Genomic DNA, 19,084 nt, shown 5'->3' with positions numbered 1-19,084 from the left:
ATGAGTCCTACGCTGCTAGAGGCGGCCGTGGCGATCCTGCTGATCGTCGTGGCGTGGCAGCTAGGGCTAGCCATCGCCCCCATCGTCCTACGCGAGCTGCGCGCCCTGCGGCAGTCCCTCGACGACGTGAGCGAAGACTCCCTGGCTGAGACTGAATCGCCGCCTGAGGAATCCGAGCCTACCCGAAAGGATCTGCCCTATGACCCGCAGTAGCCCGCCCATCCGCGCCGCCGGCGGCCGGATCATTACCCTCATGATCGTCGCCGCCGTCGCCCTCCTCCTGCTCGGCCTGATGTTCGCCTCCTGGCGCAACATCGAGCCCGGCTACGTCGGCATCGTCTTCGACAAGGCCAACCATCAGGTCACCGCCGGCGCCCTGGAGCCGGGCTGGGCCTTCATCAACCCCTTCACCCAGGCCATCCAGGAGTACCCCGTCACCATCCAGAACTACGCCATGGTGCTACATAGCGGCGAGGGGTCCGCAGCTGGCGACGACAGCATCAAGATCCAGAGCAGCGAGGGCCAGCAGCTCAACCTGGATGTGGTGATCCAGTACCAGGTCATCCGCGACGAGGCCGGGCAGCTCTACCAGGACTGGGGCGGCGCCAACATCAGCGTGGTCGAGGACCGGGTGGTGCGCCAGTACACCCGCACCCAGGTGCCGGCCGTGGCCGCCGGCTACACCTGGGAGCAGATCGTCTCCAGCCAGCGCGCCGAGATCACCAACAAGATCACCAAGGCGCTCAACGACGAGTTCGCCCGCCGCCACCTGACCCTGATCTCCTTCGGCGTGCGCGAGGTACACCTGCCCGACACGCTCCAGCAGGCGCTCACCAACAAGATCGAGGCCCAGCAGCAGGCCGAGCAGCAGAAGTACCAGCTGGATCAGGCGCGGATCAAGGCCGACCAGGACAAGGTCGTGGCCCAGGGCCAGGCCCAGGCGCTCCAGGCCCAGGCCGAGGGCGAGGCCGCCGCCACCCGCATCAAGGCCGACGCCCAGGCCGAGGCCAACCTCAAGCTCGCCAAGAGCCTCACGCCCGAGCTCATCCAGTACGAGCAGCTCCAGCGCTGGGACGGCAAGCTTCCCGTGTTCACCGGCGGGGCGACGCCGCTGATCGACGCCTCCGGCATCATCAGCGGCACCGTCGCGCCGTAAGTGGTGGGGTTCCAGGCGGGGGGTGGGGGGTGGCCGGGGCACTTGCCTCGCGGATGTTTCGGCCCTACCATGGGGGAAACCGATGCACTGGAGGTGATATATGCGCGCGGCGATCTACGAGACCTTCGGCGGCCCGATCTCCATCCAGACCGTGCCCGACCCGACGCCCCCGCCCGGCGGGGTGGTCATCCGCGTGGCGGCGACCGGCCTCTGCCGCAGCGACTGGCACGGCTGGGTGGGCCACGACCCCGACATCACCCTGCCCCACGTGCCGGGCCACGAGCTGGCCGGCACCGTGGCTGCCCTCGGCGCGGGCGTGACGCGCTGGCGGGTGGGCGAGCGGGTGACAATGCCCTTCGTCTGCGGCTGCGGCAGCTGCCCGCAGTGCGCCTCGGGAAACCAGCAGGTCTGCGACAGCCAGTTCCAGCCGGGGTTCACCCACTGGGGCTCCTTCGCCGAGTATGTGGCCATCCAGCGCGCCGACGCCAACCTGGTGGCCCTGCCCGACGATATTGATGACGTGACGGCGGCGAGCCTGGGCTGTCGCTTCGCCACCTCCTTCCGCGCCGTGGTCGACCGGGGGCGCGTCTCGGCCGGGCAGTGGGTGGCAGTCCACGGCTGCGGCGGGGTGGGCCTCTCGGCGGTGATGATCGCCGCCGCCCTGGGAGCCCAGGTGGTGGCGGTGGATATCGCCGACGAGAAGCTGGCGCTGGCCCGCGACCTCGGCGCCCTCGCGACGGTACACGCCGGCGAGGTGGCGGACGTGGCCGCCGAGATCATCGCGATCACCGGCGGCGGCGCGCACCTCTCGCTGGACGCGCTGGGCAGCCCGGCCACCTGCTTCAGCTCGATCGCCGGCCTGCGCAAGCGCGGGCGGCACGTGCAGGTCGGCCTGCTGCTGGCCGAGCAGAGCCGCCCGGCCATCCCGATGGACCGGGTGATCGCGAACGAGCTGGAGATCCTGGGCAGCCACGGCATGCAGGCCCACCGCTACGACGCGATGCTGGCCATGATCCAGGCCGGCACGCTGCGCCCCCAGCGCCTGGTTGGCCGCACCGTCGCCCTCGCCGATGTGCCGGTCGAGCTCCCGGCCATGGGCGGCTTACCCGGCGTCGGGGTGGCGGTGATCGACCGGTTGTAAGAAGGGCGCAGCAGTTGGGGCGCAGCAGTGCGGATGTGCGCTGGCGCTCTGCGCCAGCGCACATCCGCACTGCTGCGCCCCAACACCCTAGGAGAGAAAGAGTGATGACTCAACATACCGCCGAGGCCGTCATCTGCGGCGCGGGGATCGCCGGGGCCGCCGTGTCCTATGAGCTGGCCCGCCGCGGCATACGTGAGATCGTCCTGGTCGAGCGGGGCGACCCGCTGGCCCTGACGAGCGACAAGTCGACCGAGTGCTACCGCAACTGGTGGCCCGGCCCCGGCGACGCGATGGTCGCCCTGATGTCGCGCAGCATCGACATGATCGAGGCCCTGGCCGAGGAGACGGACAACCGCATCCGGCTGAACCGGCGCGGCTACCTCTACGCCACCGCGCGCCCCGAGGGCGTGGCCGATCTGCGCCGCGCCGCCGAGGAGATAACCGGCCTGGGCGCCGGCCAGCTGCGGGAGCACCGGCCGGGCCAGTCGTCCTACCTCCCCCCGCCGGCCCACGGATGGCGGGGCCAGCCCGACGGAGCCGACCTGATCACCGACCAGCGGCTCATCCGGGAGCACTTCCCCTACCTGGGCGCGGACACCCTGGCCGTGCTGCACGCCCGCCGCTGCGGCTGGCTGAGCGCCCAGCAGCTCGGCAGCCTGCTGCTGGAGCGCGCCCGCGCGGCCGGCGCCCGCGTGCTGCGCGGCAGCGTCGAGCGGGTCGCCCTGGCCGGCGGGCGCGTCGCCGGGGTGACGGTGGCAACGCCGGGGGGCAGCGTCGAGCTGTCCACGCCCATCTTCGTGAACGCCGCCGGCCCGCTGGCCGGCCAGGTCGCCGGGCTGCTCGGCGTAGAGCTGCCGATCATCAACCAGCTCCACCTCAAGGCATCGATCGACGACGGGATGGGCGCGGTGGCCCGCGACGCGCCGATGATCATCGCGGCCGACCCGGCCGGCCTGGGCTGGGACGAGGAGGAGCGCGCGGCGCTGCTGGAGAACCCGGAGACCGCCTGGATGGCCGGGGTGCTCGGCACAAGCGCCCACTGCCGCCCCGAGGGCGAGGGCGGCAGCCGGCAGCTGCTCATGCTCTGGGAGTATAACGAGGCCGAGGCCGAGCCGCGCTTCCCGCCGCCGCTCGACCCCGAGTTCCCCGAGATTGTCATACGCGGCCTGAGCGCCATCCTCCCCGGCCTGCGCGGCTACTTCGGCCGCATCCCACGGGCCTACCTCGACGGCGGCTACTACACGCGCACCCGCGAGAACCGGCCCCTGATCGGCCCCATGCAGGTCGAGGGCGCCTATATGGTCTGCGCGCTCTCCGGCTTCGGCGTGATGGGCGCCTGCGCCGCCGGCGAGCTGGTGGCCGCCCACATCTGCGGCGAGGCCCTGCCCGCCTACGCGGCGGCCTTCCGCCTGGAGCGCTACACCGACCCGGCCTACCAGGCGCTGCTGGAGCAGTGGGGCGACGTGGGGCAGCTCTAGGGCGAAGCCCCAGACCCGGTTTCTTGTTGGGGTTGGCCGGCGAAGCCAGCCAACCCCAACAAGAAAAACACTGCGGGGGCGACGAATCCGCTCTCGCCCCCCCTTTACAAGATCCTCTTCCTGGTTTACCATACGCCCGCCCTTCCCGTCCTAACTTATAGAAGAGAAGAGCAGAGGAGAGACCAAGAGATGGAGAAGATCTCACGGCGGAAGTTCCTCAAGAGCAGCATGGCCATCGGCGCCGGCGCGCTGCTCATGGTCTACAGCGACGGCAGCTACCGCGTGGCCATGGCCCAGGAGTCGCCCGCGTTCCGCATGCGCGTCCTGCACACGAACGACCACCACGCCCGCATCGAGCCAGTGCTCAACGGCACCGCCCTCCTGCACGGCGGCGTCTCGCGGCGCAAGCCGCTGATCGACAACGTCCGCGCGACCGAGCCCCTGCCCGTGCTGCTGGTGGACGCCGGCGACATTTTTCAGGGCACGCTCTTCTTCAACGAGTACAACGGCATGGCCGACCTCGAGTTCTACAACGCGATGGGCTACGAGGCCATGGCCATCGGCAACCACGAGTTCGACAAGGGGCCGGCGGCGCTGGCCGAATTCATCAAGCGCGCCAGCTTCCCCGTGCTCAGCGCCAACGTCAGCGTGACGCCCGGCTCGGCCCTGGACGGCCTCTACAAGCCGAACACGATCATCGAGAAGGGCGGCAAGAAGATCGGCATCTTCAGCCTGACCCCCGAGGACGTCGCCGAGCTCTCCAACTCCGGGCCTGATGTCAGCTTCAGCTCGGCGATCGAGGCCGCCAAGGCCCAGGTCGCCGCCCTCAAGGCGGCCGGCGCCTTCACGATCATCGGCCTGACCCACGTGGGCATCACGGTCGACCGCGAGATCGCCCGCCAGGTCTCCGGCATCAGCCTGATCATCGGCGGCCACTCGCACACCCCTATGGGCCCGATGAACAATGTGGGCACCCCGCCCTACCCCGAGCTGATCGCCGCCCCCGACGGCAAGCCCGTCGTGGTCGCCACCGACTGGGAGTGGGGCCGCTGGCTCGGCGACATGACGCTGTCGTTTAACAGCGAGGGCACCGTCACCGATATCATCGGCAACCCGACCGAGGTGCTGCCCTCGCTCGCGGCCGACCCCGGCTTCGAGAACCGCATCGCCGTCCTCGCCGCCCCGCTGAACGCCCTGCGCTCCACGGTGATCGGATCGGCCGCGGTCGAGCTGGACGGCACCCGCACCAACGTGCGCGCCAAGGAGACGAACCTGGGCAACCTCGTGGCCGACGCGATGCTGGAGAAGACCCGCTCGCGCGGCGGCCAGCTTGTGATCACCAACGGCGGCGGCATCCGCGCCGCCATCCCCGCCGGCCCCGTCACCGTCGGCCAGGTGCTCGAGGTGCTGCCCTTCGGCAACACGCTGGCCACAATCGACGTCACCGGCGCTCAGGTGAAGGAGGCCGTCGATAACGGCGTCAGCCAGGTCGAGAGCGGCGCCGGACGCTTCCCGCAGATCGCCGGCTTCAGCTTCACCTACGACCCAGCCCTGCCGCCGAACAGCCGCGTCACCAGCGTGAGCTACAACGGCGCACCGATGGACCCGGCCGCCACTTTCCGCGTGGTCACGAACAACTTCATGCTCACCGGCGGCGATGGCTACACCGCCTTCACCAGGGGCAGCAACCCGCTCGACACCGGCCTCATCCTGGCCGATGTGGTGCAGGACTACATCGCCGCGAACTCGCCGGTCAGCCCGGCGGTCGATGGCCGCATCGCCGTCGGCGCCGGCTCAGGCGCCACGGCCCCCGCGCCCAGCACGCCCGCCCCCACCGTGCCCGCCACCCTGCCGAACACCAGCGCCGGCCTGCTTGAGCCGCTCGGCATGCTGGCCAGCCTCGGCGCCAGCGCCCTCGCCGGCGGCCTGGCCCTGCGCCGACGCGCCGCCCGCGTCGAGCTGCCCGAGGCCGTCGAGGCCGAGGCCGTCGAGGCCGAGTAGGGATCCTCGCCCGCACAGCACGGCTCACGGAATTCGGCGCCAGCGTTGCTGGCGCCGTCTTCCGTGTAATGGCTCACGGAATTCGGCTCCGGCGCAGCTTCCGTGATGATGTCGCCGCGTCCAGCACACGCTCGCGGAGCCGATCAGGTGCTTTGTTTTGGCAGTTCTTGAGTCCATCCAGGTATTTGCTTTAAAGACAAGGTTTCAGAAGGGCCGGTTTTACTTTACCGTCTCGCACATCCCTCACCCCCAGCCTCCGCTGGCGGCGGCTTTGCCTCCGCCCTGACGCTCTCCTCAGGATAACATACCCGAGGCGCACCCCCATGCTATACTTCCAGTAGGCTGCCAAGGTGTATTATCCAAGAGGTCGCGATGCTATCATTTGTAGTAGTGGCCGCCCTGATCATCGGCGTCGTGTTCGTGATCAGCCGCCTGCGCCCCCACCAGGCCCCGGGGCAGACGACGCACGATGCGTGGAACGACCCGACCTCGCCCTCGTTCACCCCTACTGATTCCGACACGGGCCATAGCCATAGCCATAGCCACAGCCACAGCCACGACAGCGGCGGCTGGGGAGATATGCACGGCGGCGGTGGCTCGTGGGATGGCGATAGCTCCGGCGGGGATTCATCCTCTGGATCTGATGACTAGTCTCCATCCGCGCTGGTGTCCTGGCTTGGGAGGGGCGCGGGGTGCCAGAACGACTTCGATGGAAGGATCACGATAGTACAGGTGGCACCCTATGAGCCTCAGCGAGCACATCCGACGCAGCGCGGCCCCCGCCGCGCTGCTCCTGCTCACCCTCGCCCTCGCCGCCTGCGGCGGGGTCGCCCCGCCCTCCGCACAGGCCCCGACCGCGCCGCCGACAGAGGCGACGGCCACAGCGGCGCCCGCGACGGATCAGCCGACAGCCACCCCCACGCCCTTCCCGACAGCCACCCCGGCGCCCGCCGCGCCGCCTACGCCAACGCCGATCGCTCAGCTGCCCGCGCTGCCAGCCGCGGTCTACGTCACTGCCGCCGACGGCGGCCAGATCATGCGCGTGGAGCGTGACGGCGGCACCGTCGCCCAGATCACCTTCGAGCAGCAGCCGGTGGTCGACTACGATGTGGCCTCCAACGGGGGGGAGATCGCCTACATCTACGGCGACGATAGCCTGCGCACCCTGGTGGCCCTCGACGGCGGCGGGCGCCGCGAGCTGATCTCCGGCCAGCTCAGCACGCCCCGGGTGAGCCCCGACGGGCGGACGGTGGCCGTGCGCATCGACGACGCCGCGCCGGAGCTGGGCGCGACCGCCGGAGTCTGGGCGGTCTCCCTGGAGACTGGACAGGCCAGCCTGCTGATCGCCGATGATGACATAGAGGGCCAGGAGCCGCCCGACGGCACCGCATGGGCCTACACGCCCGTCGCCTATGATGGGGCCGGCCAGCGGCTGCTGCTCTGGGCCTACAACATGGCCGGCCCGGCCATCCCCGGCGGCGAGCTGGTGATCATCAGCGCCGGGGGTGACGCGCCCACGCGCAGCGAGCCCACCTGCTGCGAGGGCGAGGCCTGGAGCGTGGACGGCTCGGCGGTCACCGTCGTCGGCGGAGGCCCCGGCCCCGACATCGCCTACGGGCTCAACCAAATCGACGCGGAGACCGGCGCCCAGCGCGCGCTGATAGCGCAGACGGGGAGCGATGTCCCGCTCGTCACTGGCGCCCGCCAGATGCGTGACGGCGATGTCTACGCGCTCTACGAGCTGGCCCCGGGCGACATCTTCAGCTGGGACTACCCCTTCACCCCGCAGATGGTCCGCGTATCGCCCGACGGCGCAATCACCCCGCTGCGCCAGGACAGCTACCAGGTCGGCGAGGTGCTCTGGCGCGACGACGCCAGCGGTGCCATGATCACATCCTCGGACAGCGCCGGCGGTGGCTCGGCGGGCCGCCTGATATGGCTCGACAGCGGCGGCGGGCCGGCCGTGCCGACCAACATCTTCGGCGCGCAGCTGCGCTGGGCCGACAGCGCGCAGCCGCTCTACGCGGGCGACTGTGCCCTGCTGCCCCAGGTCGGCTGGCAGCCGCCCGATTCGCGCGTGTTCTCGGCCGGCGCGGCCGACCTCCAGGCCCGCCTTGGAGCCCAGGGATTCGCCGCCGGCGCCCCCGATGGCTACTTCGGCGACCAGACCCGCGCCGCCCTGCGCGCGTTCCAGGCGAGCCGCAGCCTGCCGACCGGCGACGCGCTCGACTGCGCGACGTGGCAGGCGCTGCTCGGCAGGCCATAGCATTGCATTAGGCGACAACCTGCGTGGGGAGGACCACCGTGAAGGTCGTGCCCTCGCCGGGCCGGCTCTCGACCGTGATCCTCCCGCCCATAAGGTTGCACAGCTTCTGGCTGAGCGCCAGCCCGAGCCCGGTGCCAATCTGGCCGGGCGGGCTGGAGATCACCTGCGTGAAGTCTTGAAAGAGCTGGCTGAGCTGCTCCTCCGTCATCCCCGTCCCTGTGTCGCTCACCTCAAAGATCATGGCCGGTTTCCGGCTGGCGCTGGCAGCTTGTCCAGCGCTGATCTCCGATCCATCCATCGATGTGCAATCGGTCGTGGACCAGACGCGCAGCGTGACCACCCCGGACTGGGTGAATTTGGCGGCGTTCGAGAGCAGATTGATCAGCACCTGGCGCACCTTGATCGGATCGGCGTGCATCGTGCCGACATCCGCAGCGATCTCTAAGTTCAGGCGATTCGTGTTCCGCTCGATCTGGGGGCGAACCGAGGCCAAGGCCTCAACGACTAGCCCTTGGACGAGAAATGTCTGCAGGTCGAGCTTCATCTTGCCGGCCTCGATCTTGGCATAGTCGAGGATGCCGCCGATCATGCGCAGCAGGTGCTCGCCGGCGATCTTGATATTGGCCAGGTCGCGGTTGAGGGCGTCGGTGTCGTTCTCCGCAATATCGTACTGGATCAGGTCGGTGTAGCCGAGCATCGCGCTGAGCGGCGTGCGCAGCTCGTGGCTCATGGTGGTGAGGAAGACGCTCTTGGCCTGACTGCCGGCCTCGGCCGCCGCCTTCGCCTCCTGAAGGGCGAGCGCCTGGTTCTCCAGCCGCTCGTTCTGGAGCTCGATGCGGGCCATGGCCTGCTTAAGCGCCGTGATGTCGCGCCAGACCAGCATGCGCCCGTTGAGCTTGCCGCGCGGCCCCCTGACCATGGTCACCTGAAGATCATAGACCAGCAGCTCCTCGCCGACACGGATGCCGATCTCGGTTGTTGTGCCCTCGTCGCTGGTGAGCAGATCGCTATAGCGATCTATCAGATCGGGCCAGTTCGCCATAATCTGGCGGAAGGGCTGGCCGATCAGCCGGCGGGAGGGGAGCTCGAAGGCGGCGGCGGCGGTGGCGTTCAGATCCACGATCCGGTTGAGCGGGTCGAGCACCACAACGCCGTCGCTCATCTGCTGGAACACCTCGCGGTGGGCTACCGGGCCAAGCTCGAAGAGCCCGGCGTCGCGCATGGCCCAGCTAAAGGCCAGCCCGGTGATCACAAAGGCGAGGGCGGTAGGGTCAGGGAAGGCCCTCGGGATCAGATCAAAGACGTAGAAGATGTTCACCAGCCAGGGGGCGGCGGCGCCCAGCAGCAGCGCGAGGCTCTGGTCGCGGTAGAATCCCGTGGCGCTCACCAGGCTGCGCACCAGGATAAAGGTGCCGCCAGCGAGCATCAGGTAGGAGTAGGCGGTGTGCGCCCAGAACCAGGGGCCGCGCTCGACCCGGATGACCGTGAGCGGGCTGAGGGTCTCGATCACAAACTCGCGCCAGAACAGCGGCATGGCCGCGCTCGACCAGATGATCGCCGTGGTGATCAGCGGGACGACCAGCAGCGAGGCGATCCAGGTGCTGTTGAGGGTGTTGCGCCGCTCGGCGAAGGCGAGCATCATCACGAGCCAGGCCACGGGCACGCTCACAATGGCCAGATACTCGATCCGCACCCAGAAGAAGGCCGTCGCCTCATTGGCGCTCGATAGCTCGAACGCATTGCCGAAGCTCCAGATAGACACCAGGACGGTCAGGGCAATAAATGATATGCTGGCCGGGTCGCTGCGCCGCCGCCATGTCTCGAAGGCCAGCATCGCCGACACCACCGCAGTGCAGAGGGGCAGGAGTGCGTAGGCGGTCAGGTGGTACTGCATCAGAGAGACTGCACGTTATGGCGTTCGATGAGTGTCTGGAGCTTTGCGTGGAGCGCATCCAGGTCGACGGGCTTCGTCTCAAACGCATCGCAGCCAGACTGCATGGCCCGGTCGTAGTCCTCGCCGAGGGCGAAGGCGGTGAGGGCCACAATTGGGAGGTGGCTCGTCGCCTCGCCAGTGCGGATCAGGCGGGCAACCTCGTAGCCGCTGATGCCGGGCAGGCCCATGTCGAGCACCACCGCGTCGGGCACGTGGCGGCCTATCTCACTCATCGCGGCTTCGCCGCTGGTGGCGACCTGTACCTCGTAGCCCTTAATCTGCAGCAGCCGGACAAGGAAATCCCGGTGCATCCAGTCATCTTCAACCACTAGAACATGTGCCATGGTAGGGTTTACTCCCGGACGTTTCATTCCTAATCGTATCTACCCCCAGATCGGGGATCTTTATTGTGCCAGATTCTCTGGAAATGTATAGTGAGCGTTTCGACAGAACGGTGCACAGGAAGGGCATAGAAGGTGACGGTTTTGCCAAACCAGCTGCTGATCGGCCAGATCCACGCGGCGCCGCCACGGATCGTCTACGCATTCGCGGGCGCCGGCAGCCAGGCGCTCTGGGAGCTGCACCGGGTGCCCGGATCTTCTCGCACGCTGCTTGAGGCGATCGACTGCTACGCGCCGCGCTCGCTGGCGGGGTTCCTGGGCGAGGCGCCCGCCCAGGCGGTGGGCGCGGCGACGGCGCGGGCGCTGGCCGCGCGGGCCTACGCGCGGGCGGGGGAGCTCGCCGAGGGCGGCGGGCCGCTGCTGGGGCTGGGCTGCACGGCGGCCATCGCCACCGACCGGGCGCGGCGCGGCGACGACCGCTGCGCGATCGCGATCTGTGGGGCGGGCATCCTGCGAACATACGCCCTCACGCTCAGCAAGGGGCGCGGGCGAGCGGGTCAGGAGGGGCTCGTCACGCAGCTGGTGATCGAGGCGCTGGCGGCGGCCTGCGGGCTGCGCGCGGCGGTGACGCTCGACCTCCGCGACGACGAGGCGCTACGCCTCGACTAGCCCTTGAGCAGCGACTCGATCTTCGCCAGCAGGCGCGGCAGATCGACCGGCTTGGTGTCGTAGTCGTCGCAGCCGGCCTCGAAGCACTTCTCCTGATCGCCGGCCATGGCGTGGGCGGTGAGGGCGATCACCGGCACGGCGGTGATCTCGGGGGTGGCCTTGATCGCGCGGGTGGCCTCCCACCCATCGAGGATAGGCAGGCTCATGTCCATCAGGATCAGGTCGGGCAGCTCGGAACGCGCCATGGCCACGCCCTGCTCGCCATCGATCGCGATCACGACATCGTAGCCCTTGCGCTGAAGCCGCCGCGAGAGCATGTCACGGTTCATCTCGTTATCTTCAACGAGCAATATCTTGGCCATCGCCTTTTCCTACATGTTTGTGCAGCACTCGCTATGCGGCTATGATAACACAACGTCGCGCTGAGGAGGATTACACGCCCATGACACTACCCGCGCCGCCGCGCCCCGACTTTCCCATCGATGAGGTCATGCAGATCTTGTCGCAGGCGATGCCGGCCTTCACACAGCCCCTGATCGACCAGATGGGCGACGAGCGGCAGACTCCCTTCCGCATCCTGGTGGCCACTATCCTCAGCCTGCGCACCAAGGACACCCTCACCGCCGTGGTGGCGCCGCGCCTCTTCGGCGTGGCCGACACGCCCGAGGCCACCCTGGCCCTCGGCGAGGATCGCCTGGCCGAGCTGATCTACCCGGTGGGCTTCTACCGCACCAAGGCCCGCAGCATCGTGCAGATCTGCGCGATCCTGATCGACCGCTACGGCGGCGCGGTGCCCTCGGGCCTCGACGCGCTCCTGGAGCTGCCCGGCGTCGGCCGCAAGACGGCCAACCTGGTGGTGACGGCGGGCTACGGGCTGCCCGGCATCTGCGTGGACATCCACGTCCACCGGATCACCAACCGCTGGGGCTATGTGGCGGCCAAAAGCCCCGACGCCACCGAGCTGGCCCTGCGCGCCTACCTGCCCAGGCAGCACTGGATCCCGATCAACAACCTGCTCGTCACCCTCGGCCAGAACATCTGCCACCCGACCTCGCCGCGCTGCAGCGTCTGCCCGCTGGCGGAGCACTGCGCGCGAGTCGGGGTGGTGCGGAGCCGGTGAGGGTCGCAGGGAGAGTGCAACTCTCCCTGCGACCCTCTGGGTCAGGCGGCCTTGCGCCGGGCCAGCTCGGCCAGGATCTCGGCGTGGCGCTGCTTGGTGAGCGGGTAGCGGTAGACCAGCACGATCCCGATCAGCAGGATGACCGTGGGCAGCGGGCCGACCATCCAGCGCAGGGCGGTGAGGGCGCTCTCGGGCTGCTGGCCAGGCAGCAGGCTGCCGTCGAACCCGTACCACTGGAGGGACTGCAGGGTCAGGGCGATCCCCAGGCCCACGCAGGTCTTCTGGGTGAAGGTCATCACCCCGTAGAAGACGCCCTCGCGGCGCTCGCCGGTGTTCAGCTCGTCGAGGTCGATCACGTCGGGCAGCATGCTCCAGGGCACCAGGTAGGCCGTGGCGATGCCGACGCCGGCCAGGGCCGCCAGGAACACCGCCGTCATGGCCTGGTCGGAGGGCAGGAAGAACAGGCCGGACTGCACCAGGATCCAGAAGATCATCCCGGCGTAGTAGGTGTTCTGCTTGCCGATCTTGCGGCTCGCCGCGCTCCAGACAAAGAGGAAGACCATCGCCGAGCCCTGGACGGCCAGCAGCACCAGCGGGAAGAGGTCGGCCCGCTTGAGGTAGAAGGTCAGGTAGAAGCCGATCACGTTCTGCGTGATCTGGAGGGCCATCCAGGAGCAGAGGTAGATCCCGATCACGAAGAGGAAGGGCCGGTTGCCGACGGCCACCTTCAGCTGGCCGATGATCGAGGCCGAGGCGGACGGTGCCGCCGGCGGGGCGTAGCGCTCGCGGGTGCCGGCGACGCACCAGAGGAAGGGCAGCACCATGACCACGCCGAAGATCGCGGCCGAGAGCATGTAGCCCGCGCGCGACTCGGCGGGCAGGCAGGCGTTGGCGTCGGCGCAGAAGCGGGTGATCAGGAGGCCGTGGATGATCCCGGCCACCAGGCTGCCGCCGATGCTGAAGGCGAAGCGGAAGGAGTTCAGGCTGGTGCGCTCATCGTAGTCGCTGGTCAGCTCGGCGGTGAGCGAGGTGTAGGGCACGTTCACCACGGTGTAGGCCGTGTTGAAGAAGAGGATGACCACCAGGTAGTAGAGGAACTTGCCCACGTCGCCGAAGGGCGGCGAGAACCAGAGCAGGAAGTAGAGCAGGCCGAAGGGCGCCGCGCCGACGAGCATCCAGATCCGGCGGCGGCCCAGCCGCGAGCGGGTGCGGTCGCTGATCAGGCCCATCCAGGGGTCGGTGATCGCGTCCCAGACCCGGCCGAGCAGCAGGATGGCCCCCACGGCGCTCGGGCTCATGCCGGCCACGGTGGTGAGGAAGAGGGCCTGGAAGAAGCCGACGATGATCGCGGCCATGCCGGGCGAGAGGTCGCCGGCGCCAAAGGCGAGCTTGCTGGCGAAGGAGAGACGACCGGCGGGTGCGGCGGGCGCGGCGCTGCTGACGGCGCTGTCGGCCATGGAGCCTCCTGGTGTGGTGGAAGACGGGCGGGAAGATGGGGCTATTTTAGCACGCGGCGGCGCGGGCGCGGGCGGCCTTTGGTCGGGTGTGGCGTAACGTCGTGCAGCGTATCCCGGGGCGGGCGGCTGAAGCGATCTGCGGCACGTCCGCGGCGCTGCCGACGTTGTAGAAGGCGCCGCCGCCCCGGCTCGCGATCGCCGCCAGGTTTGGGTTGGCGTCGGAGCCGATCGCGACGATCGTGATCGTCACGCCGTCGGCGCGCATCTGGTCGATCAGGTCGGCGTAGTTATCGCTGGCCTGCCCGTCGGTCAGCAGGATCACATGCTTGATCCGGGCGTCGGTCTGGCTGATCGCGCCGGTCGCGAGATCGATCCCCGCGCGGATGTCGGTGCCGCCGCCCTCGCTGACCCCGGCCAGGGCGTCCTCGATGGCGAGCAGGTCGGGCAGGGGCTGCATGGGCAGCGCCGTCTGCGCGGTATCGTCGAAGACGAAGACCCCGATCTGGTCGCTGCGGGCGAGGCCAAGGGTGGCCTGGTAGACCGCCTCCTTGGCGAGGTCGAGCTTGGTGCGCGCGCCATCGACCGGCTCGCCCATGCTGCCGCTGCGATCGATCACCAGGGCCAGGCCGAGGCCGGGCCGATCCTGCTTCGCCGGCGGATCGAGCTCGATGGGCAGCGCCTCGGCGAGCGCCGTGCGCCGCCAGCCGCCGGCGCCGAAGGCCTCGGAGCCGCCGATCATGGCCAGGCCGCCGCCCTGGTTGCGCACATACGAGACGAGGGCGTCCTGGGCGACGCTGGGCACCGCCGAGGCCGGGACATCCACCAGGATGACGGCAGCGTAGTCGCGCAGGCGGATCTGGTCGGCGGGGATCTGGGCGGGCAGGACAAGATCGACGCGCATGCCGGCGGCGGCGAGGGCGCCCTGGAGGGGCGCGGCGCGGTCGGCGGCCGAGGCGACGAGCAGGATGCGCGGCGGGCCGGTCACCTGGGTGAAGGCGGCGGCCCGGTTATTGAGCGGCTGCGTGTCGGCGGGGGCATCGATGCGGGCCTCGATGCGGCGAAACCCGGCCTGTCCGGCCGGCACGCTCAGGCTGAACTCGCTCAGCCCGACGGGCAGGCTCACGTCCTGGGCGGCGATCAGCTGTCCGTCGGCGAAGACCTCGATGCGGGCCGGGCCGGCGACGCTGCTCTGGGCGCGGACGCGCACCGTCAGGTTCTGGCCCTCGCGGGCGCTGGCGGGGGCGGCCAGGGCCGATATCAGCACATCGTCGCCGCTGAGGCCGGAGAGCGGCACCACCTCGATCGGGATGCCGCGCAGGGCGGCGAGGCGGGCGGCGTCGGCGGCGCGCCCCGCGTTCTCGCCGCCGTCCGAGAGCAGCACCAGGCGCTTCTGCGCGTCGGCGGGAAGCAGGGCCAGGCCGAGCTGGATGGCGTCGGCGATATTGGTGCGGCTGCCGACGACCGCCGAGCTGAGGCGGCGCAGGGGCGCGGCGGGCGCGGGCGCCCGCTCGACGGCCGACGAGCCGCCGAAGACCACCACGGCGGACTGGTCGCGCGGGCCGGCGGCGGCGATCGCCTCGTTGGCGTAGGCCAGGGCGCGCTCGCGCAGGGCCGGGGCGACCGAGTCGCTGCCGTCGATCAGGAAGACCACGGCGGTGTCGCTCACGGCCCGCACCACCTGGGCGCCGGACAGGGCGAGCACGAGAGCGGCGAGCATCAGGCTGCGCAGTGTCAGCAGCGCGATGGCGCGCGCCCGTCCGATCCGCGCAGTGTTCACGCTGCGGGTGAGCCACGCCAGCAGCCAGAGCAGCGGAAGCAGCAGCAGCGCCCAGAGCGCGGGGGGGAAGATGAACGAGAGCGTCATGCACGTACTGTAGCACCTATCGCGGATCGGTGCTACACCGCTAGTCCTTTCGACATAGTCCCAGCCTCGTACCTTCCGCCCTCACAGGCCGCCCGCCCTGACGATGTGCCGGGGCGGGCGGCGCGCTATGCTGGGGCCATCACATATAAGCACAAACGGAGGGATTGCAATGTGTACACAAGAGAGGCAGCGCGGCGGGGTGATGACCGCTGAGGGCGGGCGGCGCGGCGCGGGCGGCTTTCCACTCTGGTCGCTCTGGCTGATCTGGCCCGCGATCTGGCTGGCGAAGGGCGTGGGCGCGGCGGCCGCGCCGCTGCTGGCCGCGCTGATGACGCCGCTGGCGCTGAGCGTCAGCCCGCTGCCCCTGCTGCTGATCGGCGTCGGCGTGGCCCTGCTGCTGCTCGACCGCGCGCGCGGGAGGGGCTGAGCGATAGCGAAAGTCCGGGCGCAGCGCGCTGCGCCCATCCAGGAGAACCCCCATGAGCTCGATATCCACCGCCCCCCGCCTATCCACCGGCCTCGACCTGCGCGGCGCGCTCGCCCGCGCCTGGGCCGCAAACTGGCCGCTCACCCTCGTCGGGCTGGCCATGGTGCCGACCCTGCTGATCGCCCTGATCGGCCTGGCGATCGACCCACGGCTGATCACCGGGGCGCCGGCCTGGATGAAGCCGGCCAAGTTCGCCATCTCGATCGCGATCTACTCCTTCACCTTCATCTGGATGCTCGGCTTTGTGCGCGGGCCGCGCCTGCGCCGCATGGCCGGGGTGGCCGCAAGCCTCACTGCCGTCGCCTTCATGGTCGAGATGGTCGTGATCGTGCTCCAGGTTGTCCGCGGCACCACCAGCCACTTCAACGTGTCCACGCCGCTCAACGCGGCCCTCTTCAGCACCATGGGCATCTTCATCATGCTGCTCTGGGTCATGGGGCTGCTGCTCGCCGTCGCCCTGGTGGCCCAGCGCATGGCCGACCGGCCCATGGCCCTGGCCCTGCGCTCTGGCATTGTGATCACCCTGGTCGGCGCGGGGCTGGGCTTCCTGATGACCACGACCACCGCCGCGCAGCAGGCCAGCGTGGCCGCCGGCGGCGCGATGACGGTCTCCGGCGCCCACGCGGTCGGCGCGCCCGACGACGCCCCCGGGCTGCCGATCGTCGGCTGGAGCACCCAGGGCGGCGACATCCGCGTGAGCCACTTCGTGGGCCTGCACGCCATGCAGGTGCTGCCCTTCATCGGCTGGCTGGTCGGCCGCCGCCGTCGCCTGGGGGTGGGCCGACAGACCGCCCTGGTGGGCGTGGCCGGCGCGGGCTACCTGGGGCTGGTGCTGCTGCTGGCCTGGCAGGCCCTGCGCGCCCAGCCGCTGCTCGCCCCCGACGCCCTCACCCTCGGCGTCGGCGCGGCCCTCGTCGTGGCGGTGGCGGCGGGCGCCGCTGCGGCGATGGCGGGAGGGCGGCGGGCGTAGCCCGGCGGCACCCGCCCGCACCCGTCGCCCGCCCGCACCCGTCGCCCGCCCGCACCCGTCGCCCGCCCGCACCCGTCGCCCGCCCGCACCCGTAGGGCCGAAGCATTCGCCTGGCTCGCAAAGCGAGCCAGGCGAATGCTTCGGCCCTACGCCGTGTACAATACCCGCACACATACCTGGGGAGCCGATGAGCGAGCCAAATGATACCGAGGTCCAGATTGACCTGATCGACTACGCGATCGGGCCAGGCGGGTTCAGCGTGCCCCTGAACCTCTCGGGGATCATCGCCGCCCTGCTCGCCACCGCCCTCCCCCTGGCCCAGGGCGTCGCCGGCGGCTGGGGCTTCGCACGGACGGCGGCCTACAGCGGCGTCGGGATCATCTACGTCGGCATGGTCATCGCCTACCTCACCTGGGGCGGCGCGGCGAGCGCCGCCTACCGCTACATCGGCGGCTACCTGCTGGCCGCCGGCCTGCTCGTCTGCGCGCTTCTGGCGCTCAGCGGCGACCGCTACATCCAGCCGCTCGCCTTCACCGTGCCCTTCGTGATCGCTGTGATCTCACTCCCGCCCCTGCGCGCCGCCGCCGTGGGCGCGCTCTACCTCGGCCTGATGGCCCTCGGCCTGCGGGTCGGCGTCGGCCCGGACCCCGGCGCCATGCTGGTCTCCCCGGCGGTCTACGGAGTGGTGATGCTCTTCATGTACGCGGCGGTGCGAATCGCCTTCGAGCACGCCGCCGCGCGGCGCGAGGCCACCGCCCTGGCGTCCGCCCTGGCCCACGAGCGCGACGCGCTGGCCGCCCTGGCCGCCGAGAACGCGCGGCTGGCCGCCAAGAACGCCGCCGCCGCCACGCTCGCCGAGCGCAACCGCATCGCCCGCGAGCTGCACGACACGATCGCCCAGGGTCTCACCGCCGTGACCATGCAGATCGAGGCGGCCCAGCGCGCCGCCGACCGCGACCCCGAGCGCATGCGCGCCCGCCTCGGCCGCGCCCACGTCCTCGCCCGCGAGACCCTCGCCGACGTGCGGCGCAGCGTGTGGGCGCTGGCCGCGCCCGAGATCCCCGGCGATGACCTCGGGGCGGCCCTGGCTGAACAGGCCCGCCGCTTCGCCGAGCGCACCGGCCTGGCCGCCAGCTACCGTCACAGCGGGCCGCCCCTCGACCTTCCCGGCGAGCGGGCCATCCAGGCCCTGCGGATCGTCCAGGAGGCGCTGCAAAATATCGAGAAGCACGCCGGGGCCGCCAGCGTCGAGGTCGGTTCCTGCTCCGAGGGCGGCGGAGTCCAGGTCTGGGTCAGCGACGACGGGCGCGGATTCGACCCGGCCGCGCCGCCGGCGGGCGGCGGCGGATTCGGCCTGGTCAGCCTGCGCGAGCGGGCCAGGCTGGCCGGCGGCGCCCTGGAGGTGGACAGCGCGCCCGGCGCGGGCGCCCGCGTGGCGTTACACATCCCCGGGGCTGCGCCCCGAGAAGTTTAGTACGATGGTCCGTATGGACAGCAAAGCTGTCCATACGGACCATCGTACATAGCGTTTTTAGGAGCGCCAATGAGCGACAGCGCGCCAACCCGCATCCTGATCGTCGAGGACCAGCGCATCGTGCGCGAGGGCCTGGTGGCCCTGTTTGAGGACGAGCCGGGCATCGCCATCGTCGGCGAGGCCGCCGGCGGCGCGGCCGCCCTGGAGCTGTACGCGCGCCTGCGCCCCGACGTGGTGCTCATGGACCTGCAGATGCCCGGCGTGGACGGCGCCGAGGCCACCCGGCGCATCCGCACCCTCGACCCGGCCGCGCGCATCCTGGTGCTCACCACCTACGCCACCGACGAGTTCATCTTCACCGCCCTGCGCGCCGGTGCCCAGGGCTACCTGCTCAAGGATGCCTCGGCGGACGAGCTGGTGGCCGCCATCCAGGCCGTGCGCCGCGGGCAGACCCAGCTCTCGCCCGAGGTGGCCGCGCGCCTGGTGGCCGGCGTGGGCGGCGGCGGCCCGGAGCCGCTCACCGCCCGCGAGCTTGAGGTGCTCGCCCTGCTCGGCCGCGGCCAGAGCAACGACGCGATCGCCGCCGCCCTCGGCATCGCCCCGCGCACCGTCAAGGTCCACGTCCAGAACATCCTCGGCAAGCTCGGCGCCGCCAACCGCACCGAGGCCGTCAGCATCGCCGCCCGCCAGGGTCTGATCTCGCTACAGTAGCAAAAGCGGCAATACT

The 19,084-nt window shown here is 70.3% G+C and carries 18 protein-coding genes; 13 read left to right on the top strand and 5 right to left on the bottom strand.

The window, feature by feature from the left end; genetic code table 11:
• From K2Z83_RS01720 to K2Z83_RS01690, 7 genes are all read left to right on the top strand, one after another.
• Positions 1-213: a hypothetical protein gene (locus K2Z83_RS01720; RefSeq protein WP_220593451.1), complete on the top strand. Its 213-nt coding sequence runs from the start codon at positions 1-3 to the stop codon at positions 211-213.
• Positions 200-1,156 (top strand): prohibitin family protein, encoded by a 957-nt coding sequence (locus K2Z83_RS01715; protein WP_220593450.1) that lies wholly within the window; start codon positions 200-202, stop codon positions 1,154-1,156. Before K2Z83_RS01720 ends, K2Z83_RS01715 begins: the two co-directional genes overlap by 14 nt.
• Before the next feature lie 100 nt (positions 1,157-1,256).
• The gene (locus K2Z83_RS01710; RefSeq protein ID WP_220593449.1) at positions 1,257-2,297 is read left to right on the top strand and encodes a zinc-dependent alcohol dehydrogenase family protein; all 1,041 of its coding nucleotides are present in this window, start codon (positions 1,257-1,259) and stop codon (positions 2,295-2,297) included.
• A 104-nt stretch (positions 2,298-2,401) separates the two neighbouring features.
• On the top strand, positions 2,402-3,775 hold the full coding sequence (locus K2Z83_RS01705) for an FAD-binding oxidoreductase (RefSeq protein WP_220593448.1): 1,374 nt from the start codon (positions 2,402-2,404) through the stop codon (positions 3,773-3,775).
• 189 nt (positions 3,776-3,964) lie between these two features.
• Positions 3,965-5,776, top strand: coding sequence for a bifunctional UDP-sugar hydrolase/5'-nucleotidase (locus K2Z83_RS01700; RefSeq protein WP_220593447.1), 1,812 nt, complete (start codon positions 3,965-3,967; stop codon positions 5,774-5,776).
• A 372-nt stretch (positions 5,777-6,148) separates the two neighbouring features.
• A complete protein-coding gene (locus K2Z83_RS01695; RefSeq protein WP_220593446.1) occupies positions 6,149-6,427 on the top strand; it encodes a hypothetical protein in 279 nt (92 codons plus the stop codon).
• Positions 6,428-6,518: 91 nt separating this feature from the next.
• Positions 6,519-8,042, top strand: a complete 1,524-nt coding sequence (locus tag K2Z83_RS01690; RefSeq protein ID WP_220593445.1) for a peptidoglycan-binding protein — start codon at positions 6,519-6,521, stop codon at positions 8,040-8,042.
• 7 nt (positions 8,043-8,049) lie between these two features.
• On the opposite strand, the gene K2Z83_RS01685 is transcribed toward K2Z83_RS01690, so the two are convergent.
• Both K2Z83_RS01685 and K2Z83_RS01680 read right to left on the bottom strand, forming a co-directional pair.
• Positions 8,050-9,936 carry a histidine kinase N-terminal 7TM domain-containing protein gene (locus K2Z83_RS01685; protein WP_220593444.1) on the bottom strand — a complete coding sequence of 629 codons (1,887 nt, stop codon included), beginning with the start codon at positions 9,934-9,936 and terminating at the stop codon, positions 8,050-8,052.
• Complete coding sequence (locus tag K2Z83_RS01680; RefSeq protein ID WP_220593443.1) at positions 9,936-10,319, bottom strand: response regulator; 384 nt, start codon at positions 10,317-10,319, stop codon at positions 9,936-9,938. Before K2Z83_RS01680 ends, K2Z83_RS01685 begins: the two co-directional genes overlap by 1 nt.
• A gap of 132 nt (positions 10,320-10,451) precedes the next feature.
• Between K2Z83_RS01680 and K2Z83_RS01675 the strand changes: the two genes are divergently transcribed.
• Positions 10,452-10,985: a hypothetical protein gene (locus tag K2Z83_RS01675; protein ID WP_220593442.1), complete on the top strand. Its 534-nt coding sequence runs from the start codon at positions 10,452-10,454 to the stop codon at positions 10,983-10,985.
• Here the strand turns inward: K2Z83_RS01675 and K2Z83_RS01670 are convergent.
• Positions 10,982-11,347, bottom strand: a complete 366-nt coding sequence (locus K2Z83_RS01670) for a response regulator (protein WP_220593441.1) — start codon at positions 11,345-11,347, stop codon at positions 10,982-10,984. The two genes, K2Z83_RS01675 and K2Z83_RS01670, sit on opposite strands and share 4 nt — an antisense overlap.
• An 80-nt stretch (positions 11,348-11,427) precedes the next feature.
• On the opposite strand from K2Z83_RS01670, the gene nth reads away from it, so the two are divergent.
• Positions 11,428-12,105 carry an endonuclease III gene (gene nth / locus K2Z83_RS01665; RefSeq protein WP_220593440.1) on the top strand — a complete coding sequence of 226 codons (678 nt, stop codon included), beginning with the start codon at positions 11,428-11,430 and terminating at the stop codon, positions 12,103-12,105.
• A gap of 41 nt (positions 12,106-12,146) precedes the next feature.
• Here the strand turns inward: nth and K2Z83_RS01660 are convergent, their stop codons facing one another.
• Together K2Z83_RS01660 and K2Z83_RS01655 are read right to left on the bottom strand one after the other, a co-directional pair.
• Positions 12,147-13,562, bottom strand: coding sequence for an MFS transporter (locus K2Z83_RS01660; RefSeq protein ID WP_220593439.1), 1,416 nt, complete (start codon positions 13,560-13,562; stop codon positions 12,147-12,149).
• Positions 13,563-13,608: 46 nt separating this feature from the next.
• Entirely contained in the window at positions 13,609-15,426 is a 1,818-nt protein-coding gene (locus K2Z83_RS01655) for a VWA domain-containing protein (protein ID WP_220593438.1), read from the bottom strand.
• A 169-nt stretch (positions 15,427-15,595) separates the two neighbouring features.
• Here K2Z83_RS01655 and K2Z83_RS01650 point away from each other — a divergent pair, with 169 nt between their 5' ends.
• From K2Z83_RS01650 to K2Z83_RS01635, 4 genes are all read left to right on the top strand, one after another.
• Positions 15,596-15,853: a hypothetical protein gene (locus K2Z83_RS01650; protein ID WP_220593437.1), complete on the top strand. Its 258-nt coding sequence runs from the start codon at positions 15,596-15,598 to the stop codon at positions 15,851-15,853.
• A 52-nt stretch (positions 15,854-15,905) separates the two neighbouring features.
• Positions 15,906-16,883 carry a hypothetical protein gene (locus K2Z83_RS01645; RefSeq protein ID WP_220593436.1) on the top strand — a complete coding sequence of 326 codons (978 nt, stop codon included), beginning with the start codon at positions 15,906-15,908 and terminating at the stop codon, positions 16,881-16,883.
• A gap of 187 nt (positions 16,884-17,070) precedes the next feature.
• On the top strand, positions 17,071-18,357 hold the full coding sequence (locus tag K2Z83_RS01640) for a sensor histidine kinase (protein ID WP_220593435.1): 1,287 nt from the start codon (positions 17,071-17,073) through the stop codon (positions 18,355-18,357).
• Positions 18,358-18,426: 69 nt separating this feature from the next.
• Positions 18,427-19,068 carry a response regulator transcription factor gene (locus tag K2Z83_RS01635; protein ID WP_220593434.1) on the top strand — a complete coding sequence of 214 codons (642 nt, stop codon included), beginning with the start codon at positions 18,427-18,429 and terminating at the stop codon, positions 19,066-19,068.
• Positions 19,069-19,084: the final 16 nt, after the last annotated feature.

The sequence above is a fragment of the Oscillochloris sp. ZM17-4 genome (genome assembly GCF_019599295.1).
Taxonomy (GTDB): domain Bacteria; phylum Chloroflexota; class Chloroflexia; order Chloroflexales; family Chloroflexaceae; genus Oscillochloris.
Note: the sequence above shows the minus strand (reverse complement) of the source record. Positions and strands in the feature narration are given on the sequence as shown.

What these genes read in the sequence shown, in the direction of transcription:
- K2Z83_RS01720 (WP_220593451.1), top strand. Translation starts at nt 1, where the DNA reads ATGAGTCCTACGCTGCTAGAGGCGGCCGTGGCGATCCTGCTGATCGTC.
- nth (WP_220593440.1), top strand. Translation starts at nt 11,428, where the DNA reads ATGACACTACCCGCGCCGCCGCGCCCCGACTTTCCCATCGATGAGGTC.
- K2Z83_RS01640 (WP_220593435.1), top strand. Translation starts at nt 17,071, where the DNA reads ATGAGCGAGCCAAATGATACCGAGGTCCAGATTGACCTGATCGACTAC.
- K2Z83_RS01690 (WP_220593445.1), top strand. Translation starts at nt 6,519, where the DNA reads ATGAGCCTCAGCGAGCACATCCGACGCAGCGCGGCCCCCGCCGCGCTG.
- K2Z83_RS01680 (WP_220593443.1), bottom strand. Translation starts at nt 10,319, where the DNA reads ATGGCACATGTTCTAGTGGTTGAAGATGACTGGATGCACCGGGATTTC.
- K2Z83_RS01700 (WP_220593447.1), top strand. Translation starts at nt 3,965, where the DNA reads ATGGAGAAGATCTCACGGCGGAAGTTCCTCAAGAGCAGCATGGCCATC.
- K2Z83_RS01715 (WP_220593450.1), top strand. Translation starts at nt 200, where the DNA reads ATGACCCGCAGTAGCCCGCCCATCCGCGCCGCCGGCGGCCGGATCATT.
- K2Z83_RS01650 (WP_220593437.1), top strand. Translation starts at nt 15,596, where the DNA reads ATGTGTACACAAGAGAGGCAGCGCGGCGGGGTGATGACCGCTGAGGGC.
- K2Z83_RS01705 (WP_220593448.1), top strand. Translation starts at nt 2,402, where the DNA reads ATGACTCAACATACCGCCGAGGCCGTCATCTGCGGCGCGGGGATCGCC.
- K2Z83_RS01685 (WP_220593444.1), bottom strand. Translation starts at nt 9,936, where the DNA reads ATGCAGTACCACCTGACCGCCTACGCACTCCTGCCCCTCTGCACTGCG.
- K2Z83_RS01710 (WP_220593449.1), top strand. Translation starts at nt 1,257, where the DNA reads ATGCGCGCGGCGATCTACGAGACCTTCGGCGGCCCGATCTCCATCCAG.
- K2Z83_RS01655 (WP_220593438.1), bottom strand. Translation starts at nt 15,426, where the DNA reads ATGACGCTCTCGTTCATCTTCCCCCCCGCGCTCTGGGCGCTGCTGCTG.
- K2Z83_RS01645 (WP_220593436.1), top strand. Translation starts at nt 15,906, where the DNA reads ATGAGCTCGATATCCACCGCCCCCCGCCTATCCACCGGCCTCGACCTG.
- K2Z83_RS01660 (WP_220593439.1), bottom strand. Translation starts at nt 13,562, where the DNA reads ATGGCCGACAGCGCCGTCAGCAGCGCCGCGCCCGCCGCACCCGCCGGT.
- K2Z83_RS01695 (WP_220593446.1), top strand. Translation starts at nt 6,149, where the DNA reads ATGCTATCATTTGTAGTAGTGGCCGCCCTGATCATCGGCGTCGTGTTC.
- K2Z83_RS01635 (WP_220593434.1), top strand. Translation starts at nt 18,427, where the DNA reads ATGAGCGACAGCGCGCCAACCCGCATCCTGATCGTCGAGGACCAGCGC.
- K2Z83_RS01670 (WP_220593441.1), bottom strand. Translation starts at nt 11,347, where the DNA reads ATGGCCAAGATATTGCTCGTTGAAGATAACGAGATGAACCGTGACATG.